This is a genomic window from Hazenella coriacea, from assembly GCF_004341825.1.
Taxonomy (GTDB): Bacteria; Bacillota; Bacilli; order Thermoactinomycetales; family Thermoactinomycetaceae; genus Hazenella; species Hazenella coriacea.
Genome location: NZ_SMAG01000002.1, coordinates 333,465 through 348,953, shown reverse-complemented (window position 1 = coordinate 348,953; position 15,489 = coordinate 333,465). Strand labels below are relative to the sequence as shown.

The 15,489-nt window shown below is 37.7% G+C and carries 18 protein-coding genes; 9 read left to right on the top strand and 9 right to left on the bottom strand.

The window, feature by feature from the left end:
- Positions 1 to 138: 138 nt before the first annotated feature.
- From EDD58_RS05005 to EDD58_RS14995, 8 genes are all read left to right on the top strand, one after another.
- Complete coding sequence (locus EDD58_RS05005) at positions 139 to 753, top strand: LysE family translocator (RefSeq protein ID WP_131923741.1); 615 nt, start codon at positions 139 to 141, stop codon at positions 751 to 753.
- A 125-nt stretch (positions 754 to 878) separates the two neighbouring features.
- Positions 879 to 1,349, top strand: coding sequence for a ferritin family protein (locus EDD58_RS05000; protein ID WP_131923740.1), 471 nt, complete (start codon positions 879 to 881; stop codon positions 1,347 to 1,349).
- Positions 1,350 to 1,541: 192 nt separating this feature from the next.
- Positions 1,542 to 1,769 (top strand): FeoA family protein, encoded by a 228-nt coding sequence (locus EDD58_RS04995; RefSeq protein WP_131923739.1) that lies wholly within the window; start codon positions 1,542 to 1,544, stop codon positions 1,767 to 1,769.
- A complete protein-coding gene (feoB, locus tag EDD58_RS04990; protein WP_131923738.1) occupies positions 1,766 to 3,781 on the top strand; it encodes a ferrous iron transport protein B in 2,016 nt (671 codons plus the stop codon). The genes EDD58_RS04995 and feoB overlap by 4 nt, the downstream gene beginning before the upstream one ends.
- A 23-nt stretch (positions 3,782 to 3,804) precedes the next feature.
- Positions 3,805 to 3,990: a FeoB-associated Cys-rich membrane protein gene (locus EDD58_RS04985; protein ID WP_131923737.1), complete on the top strand. Its 186-nt coding sequence runs from the start codon at positions 3,805 to 3,807 to the stop codon at positions 3,988 to 3,990.
- 262 nt (positions 3,991 to 4,252) lie between these two features.
- Entirely contained in the window at positions 4,253 to 5,287 is a 1,035-nt protein-coding gene (locus EDD58_RS04980) for a TolB family protein (protein ID WP_131923736.1), read from the top strand.
- Between the two features lie 222 nt (positions 5,288 to 5,509).
- Positions 5,510 to 5,869: a ribonuclease G gene (locus EDD58_RS04975; RefSeq protein ID WP_131923735.1), complete on the top strand. Its 360-nt coding sequence runs from the start codon at positions 5,510 to 5,512 to the stop codon at positions 5,867 to 5,869.
- 298 nt (positions 5,870 to 6,167) lie between these two features.
- Positions 6,168 to 7,106, top strand: coding sequence for a hypothetical protein (locus EDD58_RS14995; protein ID WP_207903254.1), 939 nt, complete (start codon positions 6,168 to 6,170; stop codon positions 7,104 to 7,106).
- A gap of 74 nt (positions 7,107 to 7,180) precedes the next feature.
- Here EDD58_RS14995 and EDD58_RS04965 read toward each other — a convergent pair whose 3' ends face one another.
- From EDD58_RS04965 to EDD58_RS04940, 6 genes are all read right to left on the bottom strand, one after another.
- Positions 7,181 to 8,212 (bottom strand): hypothetical protein, encoded by a 1,032-nt coding sequence (locus EDD58_RS04965; RefSeq protein ID WP_131923734.1) that lies wholly within the window; start codon positions 8,210 to 8,212, stop codon positions 7,181 to 7,183.
- 23 nt (positions 8,213 to 8,235) lie between these two features.
- Positions 8,236 to 9,663, bottom strand: a complete 1,428-nt coding sequence (locus tag EDD58_RS04960) for a Tle-like phospholipase domain-containing protein (protein WP_131923733.1) — start codon at positions 9,661 to 9,663, stop codon at positions 8,236 to 8,238.
- 26 nt (positions 9,664 to 9,689) lie between these two features.
- Complete coding sequence (locus EDD58_RS04955) at positions 9,690 to 10,292, bottom strand: YIP1 family protein (protein WP_131923732.1); 603 nt, start codon at positions 10,290 to 10,292, stop codon at positions 9,690 to 9,692.
- Positions 10,293 to 10,307: 15 nt separating this feature from the next.
- A complete protein-coding gene (lepB, locus tag EDD58_RS04950; RefSeq protein WP_131923731.1) occupies positions 10,308 to 10,754 on the bottom strand; it encodes a signal peptidase I in 447 nt (148 codons plus the stop codon).
- Between the two features lie 399 nt (positions 10,755 to 11,153).
- Positions 11,154 to 11,888 (bottom strand): thioesterase II family protein, encoded by a 735-nt coding sequence (locus tag EDD58_RS04945; protein ID WP_165875801.1) that lies wholly within the window; start codon positions 11,886 to 11,888, stop codon positions 11,154 to 11,156.
- Positions 11,889 to 12,072: 184 nt separating this feature from the next.
- Positions 12,073 to 12,987, bottom strand: a complete 915-nt coding sequence (locus EDD58_RS04940; protein ID WP_165875800.1) for an alpha/beta hydrolase — start codon at positions 12,985 to 12,987, stop codon at positions 12,073 to 12,075.
- A 128-nt stretch (positions 12,988 to 13,115) separates the two neighbouring features.
- Here EDD58_RS04940 and EDD58_RS15235 point away from each other — a divergent pair, with 128 nt between their 5' ends.
- Positions 13,116 to 13,247: a hypothetical protein gene (locus EDD58_RS15235; RefSeq protein WP_279389095.1), complete on the top strand. Its 132-nt coding sequence runs from the start codon at positions 13,116 to 13,118 to the stop codon at positions 13,245 to 13,247.
- 177 nt (positions 13,248 to 13,424) lie between these two features.
- Here the strand turns inward: EDD58_RS15235 and EDD58_RS04935 are convergent, their stop codons facing one another.
- The 3 genes from EDD58_RS04935 to EDD58_RS04925 form a co-directional block, all read right to left on the bottom strand.
- Positions 13,425 to 14,177 (bottom strand): DUF5412 family protein, encoded by a 753-nt coding sequence (locus EDD58_RS04935; protein ID WP_131923728.1) that lies wholly within the window; start codon positions 14,175 to 14,177, stop codon positions 13,425 to 13,427.
- Between the two features lie 133 nt (positions 14,178 to 14,310).
- Positions 14,311 to 14,898, bottom strand: coding sequence for a hypothetical protein (locus EDD58_RS04930; protein WP_131923727.1), 588 nt, complete (start codon positions 14,896 to 14,898; stop codon positions 14,311 to 14,313).
- A complete protein-coding gene (locus EDD58_RS04925; protein WP_131923726.1) occupies positions 14,895 to 15,401 on the bottom strand; it encodes a hypothetical protein in 507 nt (168 codons plus the stop codon). Before EDD58_RS04925 ends, EDD58_RS04930 begins: the two co-directional genes overlap by 4 nt.
- Positions 15,402 to 15,489 lie beyond the last annotated feature (88 nt).

The following is a 15,489-nucleotide window of genomic DNA, read 5'->3' as shown; positions in this document are numbered from 1 at the left end:
TCCAGTTACCGAGACCACTAAAAATAGTGGTCTCTTTTTTTTACATATGGTATAAAGAAAAAAGGTCCATTTATTATAGAAATCAAAATTTTATCATTCTTTTAGTTATTCCATTCTACAAAAGGAGAGCCATCCAAGATGTTATTTTTCCTCAAGGGTCTCATCATCGGTGTCGTTGTTGCTGCCCCAGTTGGTCCTGTAGGTGTTTTATGTGTGAGACGAACTTTAACCCATGGACGGATGACTGGAGTAATTTCTGGGATCGGTGCGGCGAGTGCAGATGTAATATTTGGAGTCATTGCAGGATTGGGTTTGACTGCTGTTACTCAGTTTCTTTTAGATTACCGCTTTTGGATTCAGCTCCTTGGTAGCCTCTTTCTATTTTTTCTTGGTTATCAGGCCTTTCGCTCTAAGCCTCCTCAATCAACCAATGGGAATAACAACGGGAGCATGTTATCAGCATTTACTTCAACTTTTTTCTTAACACTCACAAATCCTTTAACTATTTTTTCCTTTATGGGGATTTTCGCTGTGGTAGGAGTAGATCAAACTTATAACTTAATTTCTGCATTAATCTTAGTTGCTGGTGTATTTTTAGGTTCAGTAGGCTGGTGGCTCTTTATAAGTATGGGCATCAGTTTGTTCCGACATCGCTTTCATCTACAATCTCTAGTCTGGGTGAATCGAATTTCCGGCTTTATGTTGATTGGATTCGGCATCCTTATCGTCCTTGACCTATGGAGCAGAATATAATGCCTCAAACCACCTACTGTGTAAGTCAGTAGGTTTTTCATTTTTATGGAAAGGGTTTATTCACCATTTGGGCGCAATAACCATAAACTATCCAAAGGTCAAATGGAATAGGAGGGAAACAACGGATGTACGATCCTTACTATTATGTATTTACTTCTGCTGAAGACACGAGTATCATTCGTGATATCGAAAAAGCGGTTAGTGGTGAATATAATGCCATTCTTTGTTATGCCAAATTAGCTGAAATGGCCCCTAACGAGGAAGAACAGGAGCGAATTTTAGAGATTCGCCAAGACGAAGTGAGGCACTATCAAATATTTTCCCAAATATATACTAGACTTACAGGTAAAAAACCAACTGTGACTGAAGAAGAATGCCCAGATTGTTATAAAGAGGGGCTTGATTTTGCCTTTAAAGATGAGCAGAACACTGTAGACTTTTATCAAAACATTGCAGATCGCGCCAAAGATCTCCATGTCAAACAACAATTTAGACGTGCCGCTTTTGATGAGCAGAACCACGCAGTCTGGTTTCTCTACTATATGAATAAGCATTGTCGCCATGACAAACAACACGGTGTAAAAGAAGATGATTAATGATTCTTTATTTTATGAAACCACCTGAAAAAGGGTGGTTTTTTATGTCTAAATGTTTATTAACCACTACTAAAATGAAGATCAACGAACTTGTCCAAAAGAAGTCATAAAAAAAGACTTTTCTTTTTCTTCATTTCATATGATAATTTAATTGATAACAATTATCAATAGAATCAGCTGGGGGACAATCCATTGAAACTATTTGAATTGAAAAAGGGTCATCAAGCTCAAATTGTTGATACCTCTCAACTCAATCCTTTTATTCGACGCAGACTTCTAGATCTAGGAGTCACTTCAGGAACTCTCATTCGAATCACACAAATCTTACCCTTTGGAGGTGCCTTTACTTTTGAAGTAAATGGACAAGGAATTGGTATTCGACGTCATGAAGCAAAACAGATTGAGGTACAAATCATATGAATACATTCGCCTTATTCGGTAACCCCAATACAGGAAAAACCTCCTTATTTAATATGCTAACCCAATCCTATCAGTATGTGGGGAACTGGACAGGGGTAACCGTAGAGAAAAAGGTAGGGGAATTGAAAAATAAACAGGGGCACTTGGTTGACCTACCTGGTATTTATTCGTTGAATCCCTTATCTAAAGATGAAGGAGTCGCCACCCAATATTTATTAGAAGGAGAGTTTGACTCCATTCTAAATATTGTGGATGCCTCCCAATTAGAGCGTAACTTAAACCTGTCCATTCAATTATTGGAGTATGGAAAACCGATGTTGATTGGTTTAAATATGATTGATGTAGCTAATGCAAGAGGAATGGAGATTGACTCCACCCAGTTATCCAACCTTCTGGGTGTCCCAATCATTCCGATCACCGCTCGAAAAGGGGTCGGTTGTGACAAGCTACTAGAAGAATGCTCTCAACTCCAACCAACCACTTCATTTCAAATCGATTATGGGCCGGAGTTAGAAAAGGGAATTGAGCAACTTACTTCTTTGCTTTCTGCTGCCCAGGAATCGATTCCTTCACGTTGGCTAGCTATCCAATTTTATGAGAGAAATCAACTTGTTCTCTATCACTTAAGTCAATCGATCCCACTAGAAAAATTACAACACTTATATGATGAAGTAGAAGCATCGATCCATATTAGCGAAAAGAAAATGTCACTCCCAGAGTATATTCGCCAAATACGCACCCGATGGATTCAAGACACCATTAAAAATGTTCTTACGTTCAAGCAAGACCTCCATCAGCAAACCACTTGGACCACACGGATCGACTCGTTGGTGTTGAATAAATTCCTAGGTGTTCCAATCTTTTTACTCACCATGTTTCTGATCTTCCAATTCACTTTTGATTGGCTAGGTAGCCCTTTGTCCGACCAATTAGATGCTTGGATGTCAGGTCCTTTGAAAGATGGGCTCGCTCAGGTCCTACAAGCCGCTGAAGCTTCTCCTTTCATACAAGCAGTCGTTTTGGAAGGAATTGTTGCTGGTGTTGGTGGGGTACTCGTCTTCGTTCCACAGATTTTTATCTTATTTTTATTTATCTCGTGGATTGAGGATTCAGGATATATGGCAAGGGTCGCTCTAGTGATGGATCGCATGATGGAAGCAATCGGTCTAAACGGAAAAGCCTTTATTCCGATGATTATTGGTTTTGGATGCAATGTTCCTGGCATCATGGCTGCAAGAACCATTGAACAACCCAAAGAACGGTTGCTTACCATTTTATTATCACCTTTAATGTCTTGCTCTGCCCGACTCTCCGTTTACTCTCTCTTTGTTGCAGCCTTTTTTACAGAATATCAAGCTTTGATCGTGTTATCTTTATATGTTATGGGAATCATTTTAGCTTTTATCTTAGCGAAGGTATTCTCAATGACCTTTTTAAAAAGCGAAGCACCTTCCCCCTTTGTGATTGAATTACCTCCTTACCGGATCCCACAATGGCGTAGCCTATTTCGAAGTACTTGGGAGAAGGGAAAAGGATTTATCCGAAAGGCAGGTACTTTTATCTTTGGAGGGTCTGTCGTCATTTGGTTACTCGGCTATATGGGACCTGCTGGCATCGATGTAGAGATGAATGAAAGCTTTTTAGCTATGATCGGAGGCGCAATCGCTCCACTCTTCGATCCGATCGGCTTTGGTAATTGGCAAGCAGGCGCTGCTCTTCTCACTGGCTTCTTAGCCAAGGAGGTCGTTGTTTCCTCGATGAATATCATCTATGTCACACCAGGGGACATCGCCTTACAGGGAGTACTGAGTCAATTTTTCACTCCCTTGCAAGCATATAGCTTCATGGCCTTTATCTTATTGTATGTTCCCTGTCTAGCGACTGTTGCAGTCATTCGTAAAGAAACCGGCTCAACAAAATGGACTTGGTTCTCAGTCATCTATTCGTTGATCGTTGCCTATATCGTCACATTCGTTATTTATCAAGGGGGACAACTATTAGGATTCCATTAATGTGAAGAAGAGGAGGGATTAACATGGTGAGCATATTGATAGGAATCGCTATCTTTGGTTATGCCGCTTGGACACTGATCCGTTACTATCAAAAGTCAAAACAAGGAAAATGCGCTGCTTGTACATTAAACAAAACATGTACCACTTCTTGTGATGATGTTTCAACACAGAATCGAGCTAGGTTCAAACAAAAATCGATTTACCATTGAAAGATCTCTAAGGAACAACCTTAACTATTGGTTGATTCCTTATTTTTTTCTATAGAATCTGTAAAACATGTACAAAACAAATGAAACTATTTATTAAAAAATATTTGCAATTCATTTTAATTTTTATATAATATAAATAAGGGTTACTTCTCTCTACTTAAATAAATCACAATAAATACTTACACCCTCTCTTTATAGATCAAAACCTCGAACTTTTAAACCCTTGAATTAGTATTAAATTTTTTAAAAGGGAGATGTTCAAATGAAAGCGATTTACTCGATCGGTACAGCAGTAGCTTTAACTCTCTCAGTCGTATTACCCACATCCGTAACAGCTACCCCTCAAACTTTAAAGCCAACTACTTCAGCTCAGTCCCAATGGGAACAACACCAGATGAAAGCGAAAGTAAATAAGAAAGTGACCAAAGCCATTCCACAAGTAAAGACAAAATCAGTCTCCTCTGCTCAGGAAAAAATTGTTTATAGCAGTTATGATGAAGAAGACCAAGGACTATTTTTAGTCAATCCAGATGGGTCCAATGCAGTAAAAATTGTGGATGGTTGGGCTGTTGATGGTAACATCTCTCCTGACGGTTCTAAAATATTCTTTGTGGGTTATAGTCAAGGAAGTGATGGTGATATCTTTTCTGTCAATGTAGATGGAACAGGACTAACTCAAATTACAAACACTCCAGAATCGGAGGATGCTCCAAACCTTTCTCCAGATGGACAGAAAATTGTTTATAGTGTATATTACAACGATAGTTTTAGTGCTGAAATCTTTATGATGAATATAGATGGTTCTGGAGTAGAGAAACTAACGAATAATCCGAATCAACTTAAGTTCCACCCAGTCTTCTCACCAGATGGACTGAAAATTCTCTTTGATGTCACAGACCGGGTTACTTTAGACAATGACACATATATCATGGACTACAACGGTCAAAACCAAATTAATATTACCAATACCCCAAACCATAATGAAGAAAGACCAAGATGGTCCCCTGATGGTAGCCTAATCTCTTTTTCAGTTAATCAAAACGTCTATGTAATTAAACCTGATGGTAGTGAACGCAAACAAGTTACTCACTTTAAAGAGGAAGTAGAACTTGCTCGTGTCTACTCTGCAGTCTGGTCTCCAGATGCCACAAAATTTGTTCTAACATATCATGATGGTATTAGTCTAGAATCTCCTCAATCCCTTAATGTTGTTCCTGTGGGCGGAAATGAAAATGATTTCTATTCAATTGCTAATGAAGGACACAAATACGCTTCTGACTGGGGATTTGTAAATTAAAATTAAGAGACTACTAATGATTGGTTATTTCCTATAAACCCTTTTGAATAGGATAGAGACTACACATGATGTGGTCTCTTTTTTTCTTACTAAATGGAGAAATTAACCTATGTTTACCCCTTCTATTCAAAAAAGGTAATTTAATTTGGATTTACCTTTTGATTCTAATATCTGATGCAATTATAATAGATTCATAACCATTTTTTATTAAGGAGTGTTAAGATGCAAACAGAACATCACGCTTTCTCAAGTCAACATGATATTCCAGAAATAGCTAAAAAATGGAATTGGGGGGCTTTCTTTTTAAACTGGATTTGGGGTATCGGTAATAATGTATGGATTGCTCTTCTTGCATTAATCCCCTTCGTAAATTTCGTTATGGTCTTTGTATTAGGTGCGAAAGGCGGAGAATGGGCTTGGAAAAGTAAAGAATGGCAAAGTGTAGAGCATTTTGAAAAAGTACAACGTACTTGGGCTAAAGTAGGTTTATGGATTTTCGTTTTATGTGTGCTAATTGGGATTATTGCGGGAGTCATTTTTGCACTCGCCATCGGTGCAGCAATTGAAAACTCTACATTATAAGTCCACACCAGCATTAGTAGTATTGGGAATACAGTACTTATTCTTTATAATCTTTAGATTAACGCCTTTCGTCATAAAAAATATCAAAAGTGCCAAGTTGATTCCATAAGAAGAAGCTTGCCATTAAATAACGATGAGGTGTAAAAAGAGACTACGCATAATGTAGTCTTTTTTCATTCTGCTCATTAAAATAAATCTAGGTTAAAAATAGTTCTATATCATTTGACTAATCTTTTGATTTATAATGCCAAATTTATTTATAATATACTTATTATGAATTTTAGTGAGGAGAATTGAGATGCAGACAGATCACTACTCTTTTTCTGAACCGACTCAAGATATTCCTCCAGTGGCTAAAAAGTGGAACTGGGGGGCTTTCTTTTTAAACTGGATCTGGGGCATAGGTAACAATGTATGGATTGCTTTCCTTACTTTCGTCCCTATTGTTGGGTGGTTTGCGATGCCTTTTGTTTTAGGAGCGAAAGGCGGAGAGTGGGCGTGGAAAAATAAAGAATGGCAAAGCGAAGAACATTTTGCGAAAGTGCAACGTACTTGGGCTTGGGTTGGGTTAGGTGTTTTTTCTTTTCTCTTTCTCATTGGTCTAGTGGCATCAATTATTTCCTTTTTTTTGATAGAGAGCTTTACTCTAGGTGGACCGAATAGTGCCGGGGAGATCGCTATTGCTGAAAGTGAAACTAAGTTGAAAGTCATCGAACTAAGCGGCAAAGAGTCTATGACTGAGTCAGTTACCTTATCTAAAGGCTTTGCCATTTTAGAAGCTGATCACTATGGAGATGGCCCTTTTGTTGTCAAATTATTAGATAAAAAGGGAGAAACTTTGGATTATGTATTTAATGAATATGGTAGCTATGATGGTAAACGGTTCATAACGATTGATCAAGATGGTATCTACTCTTTTAAGATTGAAGCAGATGGATCATGGAGTATTGAGATCGACCAGAACACCCCCGAAGATCTAAAAACAGCTCCCCATGAATTTACAGGTCGTAAAGACGATGTAGTATTTGTGAAGCTGGAAAATAAAAAGGTCCGTCTACATTTCACACATGATGGCAAAGAAAATTTCATCGTGAATATGGATGGACAGCAAAACTTACTTGTGAATGAGATTGGCGAATACGATGATTCTGTAGTCAAAGAAATAGAAAACAACGGAATCCATGCATTTAGTATTAAGGCTGATGGAAACTGGTCATTTAGCGTTGAATATGAATAAAATGGGCACGCTCTGAAACAATGAGGGTGTTTTTGATTAAAAAAGCGCCGATGGGGATCATCGGCGCTTTCCTTTTATTCTTGAACAAAGAAATACTTCTCAATATTTGTCTCTTTTCCTTCAACAATCGCTTTAAAGTCACTGTATGAGGTATCAAACATATACAACCGATATGGCGATGTTGTTTGACCAGGTTGTGGATTCGTCATTTTTTTAATTGGCTTTGCATCATAACTGCTAATCGTTAAGGAAACTTGCGTGAATCCTTGCTCTTTCAACTCTTGAATAAACTGCTCCATGAGTTTCAAATCTGATTTTAAGTTATTTGTATCCTCTCTCAATGTTGCCATCTGTACAGTTACTGACACATTGTCAGGGGTAGACTTCATTTGTTCTTCAAAAGAAGGAAACTTGCCATCTTTGACCAATTGATCTTCCACTTCTGAATCTACTACCACCCGAATGTCAGGCTTCCAAGCTTTTTTAAAGTATTTGTCGGCTGCTACATTTACTTTCGCTTCAGCCTCTTTGGAATAGCTTCCCGAAACTAAAGTATCCGTAAAGGTGTTTCCTTCTCTGATTACATAAACAAGAAAATCTGGTTCATCCTTTGGAGTAACTATGATGTTTTGACTATTAGTTAAAGTGTTTTGTAATGCTTTTTTCACTACAAAGTCTTTGTTGTATTTCTCTTTTAGGTAAATAAGTGCTGCTTCTTGAATCTCTGTGTCCAACGGAGCTGAAATCTGAGGTCCAGGAGTCGGATTCTTTGCTTCTGAAATATAATTAAACATAGGGAACACCACCACAAATCCAATGATAACAAACGCCCCTACAAAGGCGAGTAATTTATTCCGATCAAGTTGAAAAGCATCCAATTCTCCCGTTTGGGTCAACTTCCGAGCTGTTAACACTGCGTCAACGACGGCAATGAGTGACAGGAGAATTCTCCACTCATAGATATAGTTTCCTGACATTAGGTTTAGCAAATCAACGGTCAACCCTGCAATCAAGAAAATAATCCCTTTTACATACTTTTTACCATAAAACTGTCCCAATCCGGGATAAAGAATGGATAGCAATCCACTGGTTAACATATGAAGCACAAGAGCACCTCCTTATTCAATCATTACCGTCCTTGGATATTCCCATCTGGACCAAAAATAGAGTCCACTCGTTTTTGACTATCTTCATACTCTTTCTGTTTCTTCTTTAAAGCTTTTTCGTAGTCTCTGTCATATTGTCCAGGTAAATCACCAATGATTGAATTGTTTCTCCGTTTTTGATTTTCATCAGCGATTTTTTTCGCATCTGTTTGTGGATCACTTCCTGTGATTCCTGTGAAGTTACCAATACCATGATCTCCCCAAGAAAAGAGTCCTTTCAACGGACGATAATTGATCCATTTGACATGATCTTGTTGTTCAACCGTTCTAGAGTAGTCCTTACCAATTTTAACATTGTAGGTTAACCCAGGCTTGTTGTTATTGGCTCCAATTGGGTCTTTTCCAAAATTGTAATTTCGAATCAAGTCATGATATTTGTCTGAATAAACAGCGTCTTTCATCTTTGGAGTGTCATAGCCAGGTCCGTTAAATGTTACTGTTGGCATATTATATTTTACGCCTGCATACATAGACAAATTACCACCTAAAGAGTGACCCGTTGAGGTAAATTGATAATCTTTATACCTTGGATCTTTCATCAAGGTTTCCATCATTTTATCTACGCTTTTATGCTGGCTTGTCAACCAACCTTGTGAGACTTGGGCTACATCAATGGCGATATCTTTCCAATCATCCGTTCCTCGGAAAGCAACAACTGCTTCTTTTGTTTCCTTATTGATAAACACCTTGGCTTGGAAACCATTTTTATCTGTATAGCGATGTTCGATGTCCTCTTCCCAACCTTTTCCTAGATGCTTTTCTAAAAATTTCGGATCGATCGGAGTATTCGGACCCGGCTCAAAGTCATCATATGCAAATTGGGAGAAGATTGCATATTGTTTATCCGTGATCTTTACATCTTCTAGTTTACCATAAGGACGTTCAGGAGTTGGAGTATAGGTGCGTTCGTTAGCTGGATCTTTTTGATCCTTGATTGTCTTCACTGCTCCGTTCGGACAATCACCTTCAGCAGCTGCACACCCTTCTTTAATACCGCCTACCAATTCTCCTATTTTTTCAAGTTGTTTGGATAAGTCTAATCCTGGAATTAGGGTTGGCAGACGATCCTTCAGTTTCGGATCTAGGTACCCAGGTAATTTCCCCCAGTCATCTCCAGACTTTCCATCTGTACCCGAGTTCGGAGATGAACCATTAGGCGAACCATTTGATCCACCTGGACCTTGAGTCCCCTCACTCACCGTTGCTTTTCCATCAAGAGCCTGTTCTACTTTATTCTGAACTGTTGTGTTTATTCCACCATCACTAGAAATATACACATAGATAATTCCTGCTAAGATCACAGCCGCAGCAATAATGATAATGTACTCCATCGTACTAGAACCGCGTCGGCTCAGACTCTTCGGACTATACAATTGTTTTAAAAGTTTCATTAGCTACTCCTTTCGTAAACAAAGAGCTAAGTTAGTAAATTAAACAAAACGAAAGGTAAAGTAATCAGCAACATCACAAGCACAACCGTTAATAACGAAATAGCAATAGATAAGTCATTACTCTCTGAAACAAAAACCACTAGCGTCACATAGTAGTAAATGAGAAGAAGAACTTCCATCAGCAATAGAAATATGAACATAGTTGTAAATAAAATGCCGCTATTAGCTATGTATGTAGTTGATGCAAAAGTTTCTTCTCTGAAAAATAGAAGCTTAACCAATACAACCAGGTTTTTAAGTGAATAAATTAAACTGGAGTACACAATAATTTTTTGTGACTGATCCCAGTCTGCCTGTCCACCGAAGATCTTAGAGCATAAATGGATGAAGCCAGATAATATAAAAGAGTAAAGAATCCCCAATAAAGGACCTATGACCAAACAAATTCCTAGTATAGTCCAAAGATCTAGCTGATCCCCTAGATGCAAACCTACTGCAATGTCAAAAGATAAGGCTAGACCAAATAAACTAATAATTAGATACCTTTGCTTACGAGAATCCGAATAGAACAAGGAATGCATTTCTTCTCGAGGCTGTCTAAACACAGCCACAATCGTTTCCAAGCTCATGTTGTTCACCTTTTCTTATTGCAAAATAATGCCTTCAACATTTTTGATGGGAATAAATCCAAAATGACGACTATCAATACTGTTCAGACGATCATCTCCTAAAACAAATAGATGGTCTTTGGGAACATGAATGGATTCAATCTCTATTTGATCCAACTGCCCCAGATACCTCTCCTCAAGTAGGGAACCATTAAGATAGACTCTCCCTCCTTTCAGATCCAATCGATCTCCTGGAAGACCAATCACTCGCTTAATATAGTTATAATTTTCACTTCTAAAGAAAATGATCTCTCCCCTCTCTACTCCCTGAGCTTTTTTCATTACCACAATCTCGCCATCATCTAAGTTTGGGGACATACTGGATCCTACTACTTTGACAAATCCAAAGAATTGTATGAAAATTAAGTAGCTGATGACAAGTACACCGATTCCACATACAAACTTAACTAAAGTACGATTCATGAATCTATTTGTACCCCCTACTAAGAACAAACCATTTTGAAGTAGATTGCCATTTAAGTAGTATCAATACAGACTAAGTCTAGAGCTTAAATCTTCGACACTACCCATTGCCACCACTATCCAATATACAGATATAACATTTTATTGTAAATAATCATTATATAATGTTCTCTTAATCTTATATATATTTACATTTTATTACTGAATAGTGGACATTCCGCTTTACTAAAAAGCAACAATTGGGGAGTGTAGCAAATGAGGATGGTAATACTATTATATTCTGATTTTTCATATTAAATCAATATCTGGTTGTAATTAATTCATCAACTTGCTTGTTACTTCAAAAAAACAAATCCCCGTACTGGATTTAATCAAGTACGGGGACAACTTCTAGCTGGTTCAAGTCAATCTGAAATCATGCTGGAACTTCTCCATTTTTGCTTGAAGTGCTTCTTGGACCACTTGAAGCACTTCCTGCTCACACTCACGAATAAAAAAGTGCCCACCATTAAAATGATGAATATGACAGGTTGTAGTTGTATAGTCACGCCAATCTTCAACCGTTTCGATTTTGACCAAGTGGTCATTCAAGCCATTAAGAATTACCAAATCGATATCAAATGGAATCCGTGGCTCTGTATGATCGTATGTCTCAGCCGCCTGTAGATCAGCACGAATAATAGGGGCAAACAAATGGTATAATTCCTCATTTTCAAATAAATCGGGTTGTACTCCACCCATTTGAATCAGTTCTTTCTTTAATTCATCATCTGATAAATGATGGCGAATTTGATCTGCGGGTAAATGAGGGGGCTTCCTCCCTGAAAAGAACAGGATTTGTGGAGGAGTGTGACCCTTTTCCAAAATCTTGATTGCTAGCCGATCCACGATTAAGCTTCCCAAACTATGACCAAATAAGGCATATGGCGTTTGATCAATTTCTTCTCTCATCTGCATATAGACATCTTCCACGATCAAATCAAGGTCTTTGAAGAGGGGTTCCGAAAATCTTCTTCCTCTCCCCCCTAACTCCACAGGACATACTTCTACTGAATTTAAATGTTTTTTCCATTGTAAATACATAGATGCTGAACTTCCCGCATAGGGAAAACAATATAATTTTATCTTTTTCATCTCACACCTCATTTTATGTAGTACTAGTTAGGGAGGAGGCAAAAGGCATTGAAGCATCTCAAGGAAAATTTGCCTCCTTTTTTCCTTCATCAAAGGGTTCCTCTAAAGATCAGTCCAAAGTCATTTCGAGCGAAACATCGACTCCTAACTATGGGTATTTCGACACTACTGATAAAAAGAAATGTTATTTTAAGTAATCATGGATGAAATCCAAGGTTTGTTCAATGGTAGATTGCGTATCATTGAATAACTGATGTCCACCACCTTTAACAATTTCAATACGGCTCTCGGGAAATTTTTCTTGAAAAAAACGAATATTATACTTCCAATCAACTGTTTTATCTTGATTTCCCTGAATAATTAGCAATTCCCGATTGGATGGGGTCGCCGACTGAACCTCTTTATACCAATCAAATAAAGCTTGAACCCAAGTCAAAGGGACTTTATCGTTTTGCAAAGGATCCATTTGAATAAAATTTGCATACTCTTCATGAGTATGACGATTGACTCTTTGAACTTCTTTGATCCAGCGATGCCCCAAGTAAAAGCCAATTTTAGATGCATGCCACATGTATGAACGAACCAATGGGGCCAATAAAACAACCCGATCAAAATCAGATGAATGATTCAACATATAATCGAGGGCAACAGCACCTCCTGTACTATGAGCGATCACATGAATCCGTGAATCTGTCAATGACGGAATGATCTCCTTATAGATCTGTTCAAATACACACAAATACTCAGCAAATTGACTCACACTAGCTCGTTCTCCGCTAGACAAACCATGCCCCTGCCAATCAAATGTAATCACCTGATAAGAGTGTTCTAATAAAAAGAATATCACATGTTTCAATACCCCCGCATGCTCCAAATAGCCATGGAGTAATAAAACGGTTCCTCTCGATTCAACAGGTCGAAACGATTGCAAAAAGATCTGTTCATTACAACAAGGGATATAACCATAGAGATGTTCTACTTGTGGGAAATCAAGTCCATAAAATCTTATATACTCTTGCATGAGAGGATTTTCATTGGGCGTGAAAGAGAAGGGCTTTTGTTGATCCATCAACTGTTGCATCGTCATTTGCATATCCATCATTCATCGCTACCTTTTTATTTTTAGTATGTACTGAAGATGATGATTCAAATAAGAGACAACATAGAAGGAGATCAGATGGACCAAGCACATATAATCATTGTCCATTATTATAGGAGGAAGCAACTTTGTTCGAAGTACAATCATTGAAGCCGATCAATGCCAGGGGAACAGTCTCTACAAAAAAAGAATACTATGCAAACCACGCAATCAATGGAAGATTATTTATTCAATTTTTGATACTGACGGATAATCATTAGAAGCCTTTCCACATCACCTAGAAATTTGTGAAGCTATTGTAAGGACTGGCGTAAGTTAAGTAGTGGTAAACATCCAAGCCCCTACCTCAAGTTAAATGGAAATGGTTATCCTATCATCTGTCTGGTCGATCTGATTACTAGGACCTTTTTCATAAAGGGTTACACCATAAGATGGGATTATAATAACACTAGAAATCGGTGCACAACACTTAGTTTAAAGTTAAGATGCACATTTTGGACAGTTTCTGGATCTGTTCCTCTATATTCAAGCTTTATATTTTTATAATCATCCTCCCCATCTGGAGAAAGAGTAACATTCCAATGTGGGCTTTGACCCGAATAATGAAATCCTGAAAAGAAGGGAGGTTCAGGTGTAGAGTCTGGAATATCCTCTCCGCTCTCTTTATAAGCATCCTTGTATACATTTAACTTTCTTCCATTCACATCTACCATATCTTCACTTACCCAAACTACATTCAAATCCTGACTATACCCTTGCCAATAGATTCTTCTTGAATCACGTAACTCATCGTTAAACACGACATCTACATAGCTGGAGTAATCAGGCATCATTCCAACAGGCTCATAGATCTGAATCGTATAAGCACCATCAGGAGAAAAGATCTCCTTAATCAATCGATCTTCAGCAATTAGATGTAGAAACATGGTAAACATAACACCCAAACTAGCTAGAATCGAAAAGAGCATGATGGGTATAGAAATGATTGCTTTTACCCATTTATAATTCAAAAGGGTTGGAGTCCGGAAGATATTCTTACTCTCTAAATGATGGAGACATTCATCTATAGACCAACCGATTAGAACCCCCACGGCAATCATCGTGAACATCGCTCTCTCACCTTGATAAAAGATCAACCCGATGAGCCCGAAAGCTAGGGGATGGATAAATTTTCCTACATTTTGATTCATTGAGGTGGTCTCCTTGATGTCTATTTATATGAGAAATGACCATCCTGTAAGGTATGGTCATTTTATTCTTCTTTATTAGATGCTTTAGACTCAGAATCTTTATAATTATGAAAGTAACTTCAACCATCACCCTTTAGTCCCCAAACTCCTCTTGTATTCTTTTTTGCTTCTCTTCCATCAATCTTCTGTAATAGTTCTTTTGTTTGTTGGGGAGATTAAGCTTCTCGCAACAAAAATTCACTTTTTCAAGAAGATTGAGACTTGGATTGGCTCTTTTCAGTAGCTTTTCCCCTTTTCGAAAGCTTCTCAGAGCAAGTTTTCTTTTATTTTTCTCAAAAAGTCCCAGACTGATATCAAACCAAGTTTCTAATTGATTTGTTTGGTCTTCTTCATCAAGTAACATATACCATTGATTCGCCGTTTCCCATACCTTGATATAATCACCATTTAAACCATACAACTCTGCAAGATGATGAACCGAAAAGGTCTTTCTCCATGGATCATCTACACTTTTAATATGTTCAATCTGATAGTGAATGGCCTTATCATAATTTTTAAGATCCCCGGCGCAAGAAGAAAGGTATTGAGCATTTGATTTCCCACTCTTCTCCAGTAACTCAAATATTTTTTCACCTTCCTCTCGCTCTCCAAAATCAACGGCTCTCTCAAATAAGGTCATTAGATCTTGACCTTCGATTTTAGAAGGAAATGTTTTGTTCATTCTTTTAAAAATTCATCAATCTCTTTTTCTGTATAGATCGTCTGAAGTTCATCTTTCATTTTAAATAGATATGGATGATCCTCTTCAGAGATCTCATGATTTTCGAGATATTTACATGTAGCTGCTACACCCGCTGAAAATATAAATTCACTATCATATCCACAATAGGTATCAAAATTAGCCCATTTGGCTTCTTCAAATAGCCAAACATTTTCGGGATTTTTAGATTTCGTAAGTAAGTAGGAGATCAAGACCAGTGATGGACCAATCCCTTGCCAACCATCATACCACTGGCTCTCCACTTCGTTTTTCATTAAAAATCTGACAAGCTCTTGATCATCTGGAGTCCAATGATACTGAAGTTCGATCGCCAGAGCATATCTTTTTAGGTAGTTTTCATCTTCAAAATAGGCTTCCTCATTTTTCACATATGCAAATTCATTCCATAGATCTTTGGATGTTCTGATGTTATCTAAGTGGTCTTGAATCTCTTTGATTTCCATGGAATTTCTCTTCCTTTGTTTGGTTACTAAATTTAAATTAAGTTAATTTGCAAACATTCCTTATTTTAATTTCATGATCTATTAACCA